The sequence below is a fragment of the Tunicatimonas pelagia genome (assembly GCF_030506325.1).
In the GTDB taxonomy this organism is placed as follows: Bacteria; Bacteroidota; Bacteroidia; order Cytophagales; family Cyclobacteriaceae; genus Tunicatimonas; species Tunicatimonas pelagia.
In genome coordinates this window covers 929,399-943,385 of record NZ_CP120683.1, presented here as the reverse complement: position 1 = coordinate 943,385, position 13,987 = coordinate 929,399, and the positions used below count along the sequence as shown (strand labels likewise).

The following is a 13,987-nucleotide window of genomic DNA, read 5'->3' as shown; positions in this document are numbered from 1 at the left end:
GCTCAAAGTGCAGGTTAGAAATGAAGAAACTAGATTTTTGATTATCAATCTAACTAACCATGAACCGACGCGATTTTACCCGTACTTTAGCTGCTGGGGCTTCAGCACTTCCCTTCACGCACTCATTTGCTTCTTCCTTTTCTCAAGATAAAAAGCTAGGAGTAGCCCTGGTGGGTTTAGGTGGTTATAGTCAAGGCCAACTTGGGCCAGCCTTGCAGGAAACCGAAAATTGTTATCTGGCGGGAGTGGTAACAGGCACTCCGGAAAAGGAGAAAGTCTGGGCGGATAAATACGGTATCCCGGAGAAAAATATCTACAATTACGAAACCTACGATCAGATTGCCGATAATGATGATATTGACATTATCTACGTAGTGTTGCCCAATTCTATGCACGCCGAGTATACCATCCGAGCCGCCGAAGCGGGCAAACACGTAATCTGCGAAAAGCCGATGGCGATGAATGTAGCGGAATGTCGTCAGATGATGGATGCTTGCGAGAAAGCCGGAGTGAAATTATCTATTGGCTATCGTTTGCACTTTGAGCCTTACAACCAAAAAGTGATGGAAGTGGCGAAGGAGAATACGATGGGTAAGATCAATTTTGTGCGCTGCGGAGCCGGTTACCGCATGGGTGATAACTGGGATCAATGGCGGCTACAAAAAGATTTAGCTGGAACCGGGGCACTGGGCAATATGGGCGTTTACGCTATTCAGGGAGCAATTTACGCCGTAGGTGAAAATCCGCTGTACGTGCGAGCGCAGGAGTTTAAAACCATACCCAAGAAGTTTGACGAAACCGATGAGACGGTCACTTTCCAATTTGAATTTCCGAGTGGGGTAGTAGCGAACTGCGAAACCAGCCATAATGCCAAAATGAATTATCTCTACGTCTCGGCCGAAGATGGATGGATAGAGCTTGATCCGTATTCGCAGTACGGTGGTCTGAAGGGGAAAACTAGCAAAGGCCCCCTTAACTTTCCGCAGGTGAACCAGCAGGCCCGGCAGATGGATGACTTTGCGGCTTGTATTTTAAATAACACTCAAACCCCCGTACCCGGCGAAATGGGATTACGCGATGTGCAAATTATTGATGGTATTCTAGCTTCTATTGAGTCGGGTGGTGATAAGGTAAAGCTGGATGATTTGGCGTTCTGATCATAACGAAATAGATTTTAGTTACTCAAGTTTTTTCGCAAAATACTCCCGCCAATCTTCAGGAAGGTGCAGATCGTTAGCGGCTAACTCTATTCCCGCTCGGTCATCTTTATCGATTGCATATAGGCGAACAATGTCGGTGATTGTTAACTGAGAATCGGATTTTTTGAGTAGCGTTAGCGAATCGCCAGCTTGTACTGAGCCTTCTTTGATTACTGAGAAGTATACTCCCGGCTGATTGCGCTGCAAAAAGTGCCGGATCATGGTAGGGTCACCGAATCGGATGCCGAGTTTGAAGCAGGGAAAACGAGGTTGGGTTACTTGCAGTTCACATTCTCCCGCTTGAAAGCGGTCGCCAATATTAATGGTAGTTTCATCCAGACCGTCTACTGTCAGATTTTCGCCAAATACTCCAGTTGAGGCTGCCTATCAATTTAACTCTTACCGGCTAACATATCGCTACGAATTTCCGCGGAAGGGGCGCTTTCAGTGGGGAATTGGGGCAACAGCTAAGATTCGGGATGCGCTCATTCGGCTAAGTAGTGCAAGTCGTACCGAAGAGAAAACCAACGTAGGGTTTGTACCTCTGATAAACTTCAGAGCTGAATGGTTTGCCAAAGAGCAGTTATCAATTGTGCTGGTAGGAGATGCGCTGGCCTCACCGCAGGGTAGGGCGGAAGATGTGCTACTGGCTGCTTACTTCTATCCTAACCGTAGGGTTACTTTAAAAGCTGGTTATCGACTGCTAGAAGGCGGCGCTGATAACGATGAGGTATATAATTTCACGCTGCTACACTACGCCGTTATCGGTGGTATTATTAATTTTTAGACCGCTAGTCATAACCGTGCTGGGTTGATTACGTTGATTTAATAAAAAGAAAATGCTAGTCACTACCACTTCCACCTTACAAGATAAAACAGTTACTGAGCATCTCGGGTTAGTATCCGGCGAAGCCATCATTGGAGCAAATGTATTTCGCGATTTCTTTGCTGGCATCCGCGATATTGTCGGCGGTCGTTCGGGTTCTTACGAACGGGCATTACGAAACGCTAAAGAAATTGCCTTACGAGAAATGCAGGAGGAAGCCCAAAAACTAGGGGCTAACGCCGTTATTGGCGTAGATTTAGACTACGAAACTGTAGGAAAAGAATCTAGTATGCTGATGGTAACCGCCAGTGGTACAGCTATCACCTATCAGTAAAATACTTCGTCAGGGGAGTATAGTAGTTAGCGACGAAGCGCGGCAAATACCAAATTTTCTATGTACTTATACACCTGATTGTGTAGATCATCCTGACCTTTCTTAACTTCGGTAAGGGAAGGTAAGTGCAGTGCAAAAAAAGCTTGCTGATGCGAAGCCTCCAACACCGTGCTAATCAGGGCGTGTGGGTAGGCATATTCAGGATTTACCTCTTTAGCAATAGTAGCAATTTGCTTGCACAAATCTTTATAGCCCCGAAACAGTCCTTCTTTGTTGTCTTCATCTACCTGCTTAGTCAGGTAGGTTTTGTTTGACTCAGAAACCACAATACGGTACAGGGCCGTTTCGTCAATTTCAGCAAAGGCCGGATCAAATTCGGCTTCATCGCATATTGCTCTTAAGGCTATTTTGAGCTTTTCTTCAGGGTCGGCTAGGTGATTGGTTCGATAATCAATCAAGTACTCCATCCACTTCCAATACCAAGCAATTAAGTAGATAAGAAGCTTATGTTTATTCTCGAAATAACGATAAACCGACGCTTCCGTTGACTGAATCTGGGTGGCAAGTTTTTTAAATGTAAATTGTTCAAACCCTAACTCATCAATCATTTTGATACTGTGACTGATAATTTTTGAACCTAATTCTGTGTGCTGAGGATCACGAGTGAAGTAGCGCTCGCTGAGCCGTAGTGTAACCATAGTTTAGAAATGATGCGCTAAGGTAGTAAATAAGCAATACTTCCAAAATTAAAAGTAGTAGTAAAACGGAAAACGGAGAACAAAATATGGAATTGGGAGACCGGAAACTGGAGTCTGGAACTAGAATATGCGTATAAAACGCACAGTGCTATGGGTTTCGCTACCTACAGAAGAAAACTAATAACCGTGATTTAACTATGAAAATAGTGGCTAAAACGACCAACACTATTCAGGGACATGCATATATGTTGCTAAATTCTATTTTCCGTTTAAACATTCAATTCCCGACCACTTTCGTCACTCTGGTAGGCTAATTCAATCAAGTGAATTACTTGTTCAGCTTCTTCTGCTGGAATCAATAGCGATGCTTTACCTGAAACTACTTGAGCAAGATTTTCATAAAATGCTAGATAACTTCCTGCTTCGGAAGTTACTTTTCCCCGGAAAGGAAGACCATTCAGCTCGGTATCTAAGGTTCCCCAAATTGCTTCCGGCTCAGTGCCCCAGTCAGCCTCATTAGGCATTTTTCCAGCTTTTAAATCATCTTCTTGAGAATCCAGACCGTATTTGGTAAAGGTGCCCAAATCACCTAAAATTTTGTAGCGGGGCCCTTCATCGCGCACCAGGTAGCTTGATTTTAGTGTAACTTGTTTATCAGGGTAGCCTAAAATAAGATGATAAGCATCGGGGGCTTTTCCCCCAGTCCGTTGAATACTTAGTTTGGCAAACAGCGTTTCGGGCATTCCGAACAGCACCAGTGCCTGATCAATCATGTGCGAACCTAGGTTGTACAGAATGCCAGAACCAGGGCCACTTTCTTCTTTCCAGGTATCGGGCTGAATGTAATTACGGTAGCGATCGTAGTGGGCTTCGTACTCCACTACTCGTCCGCATAGTTGCTGCTGTAACACTTTCTGTACAGTCAGAAAATCGCTATCTAGCCGTCGGTTTTGAAATACAGTAAGAACTTGGTTTCTCTGTTTAGCTAAGGCAATTAGCTCCTTTGCTTCGGCGGCGGTGTTGGTAAATGGTTTTTCCACTACCACGTGTTTTCCGGCTTCCAGCGCAGCCTTCGTCATACTAAAGTGGTGAGTATTAGGGGTGTTCACAACGATCAGGTCTATATTTTCGTCAGTGAGCAGATCATCAAACTGCCGAACGGTAGTAACATTAGGGTGGTCGGCTACTGCATCGTTGCGGTGGCGTTCCAGCACTTTGTATAAATGAAAATCTGGATGAGCAGCGATAAGCGGAGCGTGAAAAACTTTCCCTGACATACCGTAGGAGGCTAAGGCAACTTGAATCATAGTGCGTAGTGTTTATGAAGTTAAACTACGCAAATTCAGGAATGAGTCAAAGGTGACTGATACTGTTTGTCATTACCTGCCAAGGTTTTTGTTAAAAGCCCCCTTGATGTTTAAAACCAAATGGCGGCCTGCAATCCTCCCCCTACTAGTCGCTCCTGATCTAAGTATTGCTGCCCCATTAGCTCTGCACCCACAGTGAAATACTCGGCGACTTGGTAATCATATGTGAGGCTGCCACTTATCCCCCACGACTGATGTTTTTCTACTTCTACCTGCACGTAGTCTCCGATGTACTCAGGAGACTGTTCTGAAATATTGGGAAGATACTGAAACACATTACCTATCTTAGCATTGTAAAACCCTTCAGGTTTAGCCGAGGCCCCCCAGCGGAAGGCAGGACCAAACTGCACCCCCAATTGGGAGCGGTTCTGCCGAAGCAGTTTTAGGCTAGCCTGCATTGCTACAATGGTACTATGATACTGGTAGTACTGGTTATCGTAGGCAGCGTACTGCTCGGGAAATTGGCTGCCTTGCAAATAGGTGAGGCTGGCACGGGCACCCCAACGCTCGGTTATATTATTGCCGTACTGCATCCGGAACTGGCTTCCGTAGCCATCAACTTGGTAGATATACGTAGGTAGCACTGCCAAACTCAAGAACTGATGGTAATTAGTACCCTCGTGTTGGTTAGGAGCCAGCCGATAGCGCAGTACTGGGCCAATAGATAAGTCTTCATCTAGAAACCAAAACGGACTACGGATGCGCAGGGTGTAGCCTATCCCCAGTTGCGGAACGGGATAGAAAACGTACTCCAGAGCTGTATAAAATTGAATGGCCCACTGACTACTAGTGCCGATATTTAATGTTGGTGATTGGTCCTCTCTGCCCAGTTGGTGCAATGTGAGGGGTTCAAAATCTTGCGTTGTAGTAAACACCCTCTTCAAAAAGGAGTCCATAATAGCCATTCTCTTCAAACTCGGGCCTGCGTAGAGGCTTAGCTGATGGCGGGGTAAATTAACTAGGTGCCAACGCAAGGCCAAATCTAGGGCCAGGTACTGACCAATGTCGTTGCCGGAGTAGAGGGGAGTCATGGCCTGCCGGATCAATTGACCGCTTTCGTCAAAAAGATTAGTTGCAAAATCACCTAGGTACTCTTCCTCACTATGGCGCTGAAAAAATGCCAAGTGGCTACTGAGGCTTAAGCTTTTAGTAAGGGGATGGCTGTAGCCCAATTGAAAATAGTTGACCAGGTTCGTCTCATTTTCTTCAAAGCTCGCGTAGGTATGCTTGTTGGCTAAGCCGAAGGTAAGCTCGGGAGCATTTTGGGCGAGTGAGGTGCGAGCGAGCATCAGAACAATCGCCAGGCAGTATAGGTAGGGACGCATCATGTTCATTGTTATAAGAAATAAACTGAGCGGGTAGGTATCCCACTCAGTTTGTTACGTTATCTAAAATTACGCCAGTTTGTACGGCAATTTATTTTTTTCTAAAGTTACCATATCAATGACCATAAGCGTGTATCCGAAAGGTATGGTAAACGGTTTTTCTTTTACCACTTCCCGCTTTTCTAACAGCTCGCCCATCGTAAGTACCGTAGCCATCAGCATTTCGCCAGTTTTCCAAGAAGAACTGATCGCGACGATAGCCCAACACCGATAGTGCTCGATCAGTGGTAGGAAATTCCCACTGTACTTCCACATTTGGTTTAATTTTGGCGAACCATTTTTTCTTATCCCAGTCTACTCCCAAGCCAATTTTACCTTTTAGCTTTAAGCCACCGTCTTTCACTTGATGACCCACTACTGCCATTGTCGGTTCACTTTCATGTCCATCCCAACTATTATCTAATTTTACATTAGGTTTTCGCCACACTTTGTTTCTACCTGCCCATCGGCTAATCGAGAAAGGGGCTGTATTTGCGCTATTAGTAGATGAAAGCCGCCCGGGCGAACTAGCCGATAAATTCAAGGCACCATCGCCAGCAAAGTAAACGGTTACGTCGTTGTCACCACCAAAAAGGCCTCGAAAGTTTCCGTCCAACTTGGCGTGATAAACGTACAACTTGTTGTACTTATTGGTGCCATCGGGTTTGGGTTTGGGGGCAGGCGGGCGCGGGTTAGGGTCGTCAGTAGGACAATCAGGGATTTCACCGCAATCAATTGGTATGCTATTAGCTAATGTATTGGTGAATCCACCGTTTCGGATATCTTCCGTAATAGGGCTAAACGTTTGTCTACTTTTTTATTGCAAACCCAGTTTACTACTGACTTACTACGAAAGTTAAACTATAATATCCAGCGAAGATACCAAACCCTCCTTCGATGTTACTGTACACATCTTCAGGAGTTGCCAGAAACTCTAGCTGATCGTATAGATGCTTTTCATAGTCCTGGGCAAAGCGGAAATAGTCCTCACTTACAATACCGATATTAATAAAGGTTGTCTCATCCCTAAAGTTTTCATAGTCGAAAGATAGGCTATACTCAATACCGTTGAAGGCTTGGTCGGAGAATACTGAACGAGAACCAAACTCAATGTAATTAATTGGGGGGCTATGGTATGAGTTCTGAAAACTTAGATCACCGTCATCTTTATCAAAAATATATGTGTAGTAATAATTGGGTTCCAGTCGGTCATCGATACGAATGGTTACCACAATCTTTTCACCACTAATATAGAACAAAGAGTTAGCAGCGACAGTGTCTATACGAAGCAAATCCATTTTTGGCAGCGTGGGTACCCGGTCAGTAGCAGTACAGTTGGCGTAGCCAGGTGCTGAAAACCGCAGCGTGTATTCTTTGCCTTCTTCTGGGCGATGACCCCTACCGGACCGATACGTGCTTCCCCCTTGATAGAGTAAGCTGTCTACCCGCTGTTCCCCTTCAAAAATTTCAATAGTAGCATTGCGAATAGTGTCGTAACTTTCTTCCCACCGTAAACTTTTGCTAGTGGTAATATCTACCTTCCAAACACTATCTGGGGTGAAAAAAGCATTAATCACCGGATGGGGCTGATGTTCAGGAAATTCTATCTCTACGGTATCAGTACAAGCATTGAACCCTCCTAACACAGTCAACCAAAAAAATATAAGTAAACGAAGCTTGAGCATAATCTAGAATGTAAAGCGGTAGCTAATTGTAGGAATAATGGTAAACAAACTCACCTGATATAATCGTCGGTCGGGTGAGAGGCGGTCATTACGCTGAATCGTGCCTCCTTGCACAAACCAGTAGTAGGCATTCTGCCGATTGTAAGTATTATATACTGACAAACTCCAAGTGCGCTCCCCCCACTTTTTTTGTTTGGTGAAATTAATGCTAACATCCAGCCGATGGTAGGCAGGCATTCGGTAACTATTGCGAGAGCCAAAGTAATCAATTGAGGTAGCTACAAACCGACGATTAGGTGGGGCACCATCGTAGAGATCAGGCGGTAGATAATTAGCAATGGGTAACGTAACCGGGCGACCAGTAGCGTATACAAAATTGCTACCTATGCTAATTCGGGGAAATAGCTGGTAACTGGCGACTAAGCTTAGGTCGTGCCGACGGTCGTAAGGAGATGGAAACCACGCCCCTTCATCTATTTCATCAAAACGACGTTCGGCCCAGGCCAGGGTGTAGCCAAACCACCCGGTTAACCGACCCTGCGCGCGGCGCAATAGCAACTCTGCTCCATAAGACCGACCTTCCCCCGCAATCACTTTGTCTTCCCAATTACTACCTGATTCCAGTAGAAAACCATCGGGGTCATCCCAGATACTGTTGGCTTCCTGGTAGTCGATCACGTTTTGCATCTCCTTATAGTACCCTTCTATTTCTAAGGTTAACCTACCGATTTGATGAGCAGTTCCCACTGCGGCCTGCCAAGCTCGTTGAGGACGAATGCGGGCGGTAGTCGGCACCCAAATATCGGTAGGTACCCCCAAGTTGGCATTGGTGAGCAGGTGGAGGAACTGTGCCATACGGGTGTACGAGGCTTTGAAAGTAGACCGGGATGTTAGTTGGTAACCTATACTAAGCCGGGGTTGTACTGAGTGATAAGAGGTACGGTCGACCAAAAAGCCAGAGGCGTGTACGCCTACGTTGGCTCGGAGGCGATCCGTTGCTTGTATTTCGTCTTCTAGGTACACGAAACCTTCTAATGCCTGAATAGGCTGATCATTAAAGGTGGAGTCAAGCTGAACCGTATCTTGGTTCACCTGAGAATAGTTGATAGCCCCTGGCCGGAAACGGTGAAAGGTAGTATTAAATCCCGCTTTTATGGCGTGGCGGGGATCAGGAGCATAGTCTACACCCCACTGCAAGCCTAGGTCACGAACCCTTGAAGTGTAGGCAATGCTTCCTTCTACTGATTGGGCTTCGTTTTCTTCTTGGGAGGTAGCATCCACAGCAAAAGCGTATTGACTGTAAGTGGCAGTTAAGTTAGCGAACAATTTGGGGGTAAATACATGGTTCCACCGCAGGGCTGAAGTAATGTTCCCCCAGTTAATCGCTGATGATTCTTGAAAACTTACTCCAGGTTGGTCGCCCCGCAACCGGGTAGAAAAGCTATCGCGCCCGGTGTAGGCACTCAGGTACACCCGGTCGTTATCCGAAAAACGGTGGTTGATCTTGGCATTAATATCAAAAAAATTGTATTGCCCCCGATCCTCAGTATCACTAATTACCTGACCGAGTTGAGCTAGTAAATCGAGCCAGGTGCGCCGTACTGAAAATAGGTAAGATGTTTTTCCAGATGAGCCTAGTGGGCCTTCCATGAGGTACTTGGCGGAAAGCAACCCAATAGCTCCTGAACCATGCCGTTCCTGGGTATTACCTTCCTTTAGTTGAATATCAACTACCGAAGAGAGCCGACCCCCGTAGCGGGCGGGAAATCCGCCTTTTACTACATCTACTCGCTTTACCGCATCGGTATTAAATACCGAAACCAGCCCGAGCAGATGCCCTACATTGTAAACGGGCACGCCATCCAGCAAAATTAGGTTCTGGTCGGGACCACCCCCGCGCACAATCAGGTCGCTGCTACCTTCGTTTCCTGATTGAATACCCGGCAACAGTTGGGCTACTTTAATTAGGTCTACCTCCCCCGCTAAGGTAGGCAACTGCTCCATTTCCTGAGGGCGCAGGGTAAAGGCACTCATCTGAGGGTGCTCTAGTAACTGAGGGGTACTGACTACTTGTACGGTTTGTAGCTGCATGATTGCTTCAGCGAGCTTCTGGTTAATGATAGTATCCTGGGTAAGAAGTAGCGTTAGTGTATCGGCTTCATAGCCTAACGAAGAAAAACGCACTTGGTACGAACCGGTGGGTAAAGTAAGGCTATAGAAACCGTAAACATTGGTAGAGCCCCCTCGTTGCGTATCAATTTCGTAGATATTCGCCCCAATGAGGGGTTCACCTGAAGCAGCTTCGGTAATGTAGCCACTGATGGTGTACTGATCCTGCCCCCAACCAGTGAGTGAACAGAAAAGGATTAATAAGGTACAGTGCAGAAGTTTATGGGGGCGCATACTCTCTTTCATTTCTACTGTTGGGGTGTGCCTTGGTATAGTTTAAGTACCCGGGGCCAGAATGTGCTATCGGTTAAGGTTAGGTGATGATCACTTGGTTGGTCAATTGTCCAATATCCTGTTAGATCTTCGTAGACCGATAATTGCGGTTCATCGGTGATGATCGTAATTTGCTTCGGGCTTATCGTGTAGCGGAAGGAAATGATTCTTTGCTTATCAAGCTGATAGTAACCAGTCCCCCAGCTATCGGAAATGTCATGTGGCACGAACTCTAGGTAGTAGACATTACTGATAAGAGTATCATGGCTAAGGGTATTTATCTGGAGATACTCAATCTGCCAGTCGGTTTCAATAGGTAAATCCTGGGTAGGTACGTCCGCTTGAATCTCAGCTTTCTGGCATCCCATTGTATAGCAAAGGCACAAACTAACTGCTACACTTATGAAAAAGCGTATATACATCAGTAAGCTTGTTTTCATACCGATCAATAAGTGATTAGCGGGTTAAGGTGACTTGGGTGAGAATACCAAATACAGGTCGCTCTGGACTACCTTCTCCTCTAAACCGAGCTAAAGTTGAAGATGTAGTGAACACTAAGCTATTCGGGGTTAGTTTTTCTATATTGGTTCCTCCGTGGCTGACTTCAAAACAACCGTCGGCAGGGTAGTCTTCTCAGAAGAACGTGAAAGCATTAGATGTTTGCAGGGTACCGTAACGAATAGTGATGCGGGAACAGTTGTTGGTCTGATAATATCCGGTACACTCTCGCTTCTCCGCTGCAGCCAGTTGGCAAGGAGCAAAGTACATTTCATCAACATTAGTGGCTACGGAGTCTTGGTAACCCTCTAGCGAATACACTACGTCACTGATCTGCCATAAATGCCTCATGGCATCTACCACCCTTTGTTGATTAGCCGATATTTCGTCGCCGTCTTCGTTCACCTGTTTGCAGGAGTAGATAGCTGGAAATAATACTATTATGAAATAATAAAACACAGCCCAGAAGATTATCTTCCTTACTTTCTAGTGAGTTCTATACTTTTGATTACCTCTGTAGTTTGGCTATTGGCGCCTTCCAAAATAATACGGTCAGCATTAGGGTAAGTAACTTTCCAATTACTATGATCTACCGGTATAGGGAAAGAACCATCAGAGGTCGAGGTGATCTCTAGTTCATCATATTCATTGTTTCTGTTGACACTGAACTGGAAAGGGGCATCTTCGGAAGTGGCAAAGAAACCTTCACAGGCAGTATCTAAGGTGAATGTCTGTTTTACTTCACAAGGGTTAAAGTTTACTGAAAGAGCATTAACAAATTCTGCTAATGAATCTCTATCGGTTAGATTATAGGTAATACTATTCACCGCCCATTGTCCTTGAATAGTATTAGCTATTTCTTGCATATTTTCATAAGCCTGATCGGCATCTGGATCGCCTTCTTCACAAGAAAAAAGCGTAGTAAGCACCAAAATTGTTAAAGAAAAATATTTCATGGCTTTAGGTTTTTTTAAGCCTCCCATATCTGGGAGGCTCAAAGTAAGACATTAATTAAATTATTTTAGCCCTATGCTAGCTACAATGTAGCCTATATCATGATAACTCTTAGGAGTGGCATCACAGTACGATACTACCTGACGCCCTAAGTCAAAATCGTTTTCCTCAAACTCTCTGACAATTTTAGTAGTAGTCTTCGTTTTAATTCCTGAGTTCTTATCTTCTATTTCTATGGTATTTTCTTCAGTTGTTTTTTCACCACTAAAGTCTCGTTCATAAAACTGCCATATTACTTTATCTGGATGGGTATTTTTGTCCCAACGGAACATTCCTAACCCAACACTAGCGTAAGAAGTACGCCATCTATGAAAGAGCGGAAAGGGTTTGTACTGTAGATCCCCTCTTTTAACTGCCCGTCCTTTGTCTGCTATTTCTTCACCTGTCCCATCTTCTATAAACTCATAAATTACAAACCTAAGCTCATGATCCTCCTGCGACCAACTTTCGGCACTTCGCATTGAAGCAATATTAGCATATTCTATTCCTTTGATAGTTTCCATACCGTTTCTACTACAGCCACTACTGCTCCCTCCGCTTCCTGACCCGCCACCTCCGGAACCACCGTCGTCTTCGCAGCGACATTGGTCTTCATATCTCTGGTTAATTCTTGCTTTCACATAGTCAGGAGAATGGTCGCTAATTGAGGCATACCGGGCTTGGTAGTGTAGCTGTCCCTTTTTACTGGTTGTTATCTCCAGTCGCTCGTTAAGACGTACTACTACTACTGGTACGGTTGGTTCATTTTTGGCATCTACATATGTTAGCTCACCGCCATTGTTGTAAGCCCGAATCCATTTCGAATTTTGTTCACTAAAATCAGAGGTCAATACTGCTACTAATGGAATAAAACTTTCCGTATCCCACTCTTCGGAGTGCAAAGGCACGCCAATATTCAGTAATGGAATATCTTGCATTCCTTCGTTAAAGAGTATTCGGGCGTTAGTACGGGCTGTCAGGTTGCTATTGGCGACTACTATATTATCAGCTAATCGGGCACTTAGCTCCTGCTTGCCAATTTTTTGGTCACGCACAAACTCGTACAAGATGTTATGCTCACCATCAAACTGTTTGTTGGCTTCAGTTTTTACGAAGCTCCGCAGTTCAGCATCCTTCAGAGATTTGGCTAAACTCTGGGCAAAGAGCATCATCTTTCGGTCTTGTTCAGTAAGGGTATTATCGTTCAGTACAGGTGGGTCTGCTAAGGTAGCATTGCCGGTTACCTGCTCAGGCTCTGCTATTTCCTCTTGACAGGCCTGAAACAATAATAGCAAAATACTGAGAAAAGGTAAATACTTTAGGTTGAACGCACTAATAGGGCAAGATAGGGCTATATTTAGGAAAAAGAAGTTATGGAACTCTCTACGGTATTTGATGAGATGCCAGATCCTCGTCGGGCTACGCTGCTGAAGCGGCACTTATTGTCTGACATTCTGTTGTTGAGTTTGTTTGCTACGCTGTCGGGTTGCGATTCGGATGAAGAGATTGAGGAATATGGCAAGAATAAGCGAGCCTTTCTGGGAGAGTTTCTCAGCTTGCCTAACGGCATTCCGTCCCACGATACCATCACCCGAGTGCTGAATGCTATTGATACGAGTAAGTTTTCGGCTTGTCTGTACCGGCACTCGCGCTATCTGTGTGACTTTGCAGAAGAACACCACATCAGTGTAGATGGGAAGGTGTTACGGGCCACCGCCCAGCAGGGTCAGCGCAATAGTGGTATTTGTGTAGTAACAGCTTGGGCCTGTGAGCAGCAGGTAGTCTTGGGACAGGCCAAGACCGAAAGGAAAAGCAATGAAAAAACTGCGATTCCTGCTCTTTTAGAAGAACTTGACTTGACAGGCGCGTTAGTAAGTATTGATGCTATTGCCAATGGGCCGGCCATTGCTGAGCGGATTGTAGAGCAGCAGGGCCACTATTTACTCTCTTTGAAAAAGAACCAAAAAAGCACCTTTGAGCAGGTTCATGACTACATGATGGCCCACCACCAAGGGTTGGCCTGTGACAAAAACGTTGACTTTGGTTCGGGACGTATAGAAACTCGCACCTGCTATGTAAGTGAAGCTACTGACTTAATGGAAGCAACGTTAGCCTGGAAGAACATTCAAGCCATCATCATGGTGCACGCGGTACGAGAAACGGGCAACAAACGACAAGAAGAGTATCGCTTTTATCTCAGTGATAAGGCTGAATCTGCTGCCTACTTCAACCATCGCGTCAGAGAACATTGGAGCATAGAAAACCATCTGCACTGGCACTTGGATGTGAGCTTTTCCGAAGATACTTGCCGAACCCATACCAAAAACGGGGCGGAAAACAGAAATATCCTCAGAAAGCTCTCTTTGCAACTGCTCAAACAGATGAATGATAAACACAGCATTAAGGTCAGAAGAAAAAAAGCTGGGTGGGATGATAACTACCTCAGACAGATTATACGCCTCTACTGCTCTGGTTAGTGCGTTTAACCTATAAATACTTTAGAAATCTTTTCATTACAGTTTTCGTTTCTTGATTAAGTGTTAAGTTTTCTCCCACTTTAGCGGGGAAGGCTGGAGGTCGG

At 45.2% G+C, this 13,987-nt stretch carries 15 protein-coding genes; 4 read left to right on the top strand and 11 right to left on the bottom strand.

Annotated elements, in window-relative coordinates; all coding sequences use genetic code 11:
- Window positions 1-59: 59 nt before the first annotated feature.
- Entirely contained in the window at window positions 60-1,157 is a 1,098-nt protein-coding gene (locus P0M28_RS03830; RefSeq protein ID WP_302208178.1) for a Gfo/Idh/MocA family protein, read from the top strand.
- 21 nt (window positions 1,158-1,178) lie between these two features.
- On the opposite strand, the gene P0M28_RS03825 is transcribed toward P0M28_RS03830, so the two are convergent.
- The gene (locus P0M28_RS03825; RefSeq protein WP_302210968.1) at window positions 1,179-1,517 is read right to left on the bottom strand and encodes an MOSC domain-containing protein; all 339 of its coding nucleotides are present in this window, start codon (window positions 1,515-1,517) and stop codon (window positions 1,179-1,181) included.
- 4 nt (window positions 1,518-1,521) lie between these two features.
- On the opposite strand from P0M28_RS03825, the gene P0M28_RS03820 reads away from it, so the two are divergent.
- Both P0M28_RS03820 and P0M28_RS03815 read left to right on the top strand, forming a co-directional pair.
- Window positions 1,522-1,986 (top strand): hypothetical protein, encoded by a 465-nt coding sequence (locus tag P0M28_RS03820; RefSeq protein WP_302208176.1) that lies wholly within the window; start codon window positions 1,522-1,524, stop codon window positions 1,984-1,986.
- Between the two features lie 52 nt (window positions 1,987-2,038).
- Entirely contained in the window at window positions 2,039-2,359 is a 321-nt protein-coding gene (locus tag P0M28_RS03815; RefSeq protein ID WP_302208175.1) for a heavy metal-binding domain-containing protein, read from the top strand.
- 26 nt (window positions 2,360-2,385) lie between these two features.
- On the opposite strand, the gene P0M28_RS03810 is transcribed toward P0M28_RS03815, so the two are convergent.
- The 10 genes from P0M28_RS03810 to P0M28_RS03765 form a co-directional block, all read right to left on the bottom strand.
- Entirely contained in the window at window positions 2,386-3,057 is a 672-nt protein-coding gene (locus P0M28_RS03810; RefSeq protein WP_302208174.1) for a TetR/AcrR family transcriptional regulator, read from the bottom strand.
- A 269-nt stretch (window positions 3,058-3,326) separates the two neighbouring features.
- Window positions 3,327-4,364, bottom strand: coding sequence for a Gfo/Idh/MocA family oxidoreductase (locus P0M28_RS03805; protein WP_302208173.1), 1,038 nt, complete (start codon window positions 4,362-4,364; stop codon window positions 3,327-3,329).
- Window positions 4,365-4,474: 110 nt separating this feature from the next.
- The gene (locus P0M28_RS03800; RefSeq protein ID WP_302208171.1) at window positions 4,475-5,752 is read right to left on the bottom strand and encodes a hypothetical protein; all 1,278 of its coding nucleotides are present in this window, start codon (window positions 5,750-5,752) and stop codon (window positions 4,475-4,477) included.
- A 112-nt stretch (window positions 5,753-5,864) separates the two neighbouring features.
- Window positions 5,865-6,425 carry a hypothetical protein gene (locus P0M28_RS03795; protein WP_302208170.1) on the bottom strand — a complete coding sequence of 187 codons (561 nt, stop codon included), beginning with the start codon at window positions 6,423-6,425 and terminating at the stop codon, window positions 5,865-5,867.
- 199 nt (window positions 6,426-6,624) lie between these two features.
- Complete coding sequence (locus P0M28_RS03790; protein ID WP_302208169.1) at window positions 6,625-7,473, bottom strand: DUF4249 domain-containing protein; 849 nt, start codon at window positions 7,471-7,473, stop codon at window positions 6,625-6,627.
- A gap of 3 nt (window positions 7,474-7,476) precedes the next feature.
- Window positions 7,477-9,888 (bottom strand): TonB-dependent receptor, encoded by a 2,412-nt coding sequence (locus tag P0M28_RS03785; RefSeq protein ID WP_302208168.1) that lies wholly within the window; start codon window positions 9,886-9,888, stop codon window positions 7,477-7,479.
- 2 nt (window positions 9,889-9,890) lie between these two features.
- Entirely contained in the window at window positions 9,891-10,283 is a 393-nt protein-coding gene (locus P0M28_RS03780) for a hypothetical protein (RefSeq protein ID WP_302208167.1), read from the bottom strand.
- 265 nt (window positions 10,284-10,548) lie between these two features.
- Window positions 10,549-10,872 (bottom strand): hypothetical protein, encoded by a 324-nt coding sequence (locus P0M28_RS03775; RefSeq protein ID WP_302208166.1) that lies wholly within the window; start codon window positions 10,870-10,872, stop codon window positions 10,549-10,551.
- A 20-nt stretch (window positions 10,873-10,892) separates the two neighbouring features.
- A complete protein-coding gene (locus P0M28_RS03770; protein WP_302208165.1) occupies window positions 10,893-11,369 on the bottom strand; it encodes a hypothetical protein in 477 nt (158 codons plus the stop codon).
- Between the two features lie 60 nt (window positions 11,370-11,429).
- Window positions 11,430-12,701, bottom strand: a complete 1,272-nt coding sequence (locus P0M28_RS03765; protein WP_302208163.1) for a hypothetical protein — start codon at window positions 12,699-12,701, stop codon at window positions 11,430-11,432.
- A gap of 78 nt (window positions 12,702-12,779) precedes the next feature.
- Between P0M28_RS03765 and P0M28_RS03760 the strand changes: the two genes are divergently transcribed.
- The gene (locus tag P0M28_RS03760; protein ID WP_302208162.1) at window positions 12,780-13,883 is read left to right on the top strand and encodes an ISAs1 family transposase; all 1,104 of its coding nucleotides are present in this window, start codon (window positions 12,780-12,782) and stop codon (window positions 13,881-13,883) included.
- The last annotated feature ends 104 nt before the right edge of the window (window positions 13,884-13,987 follow it).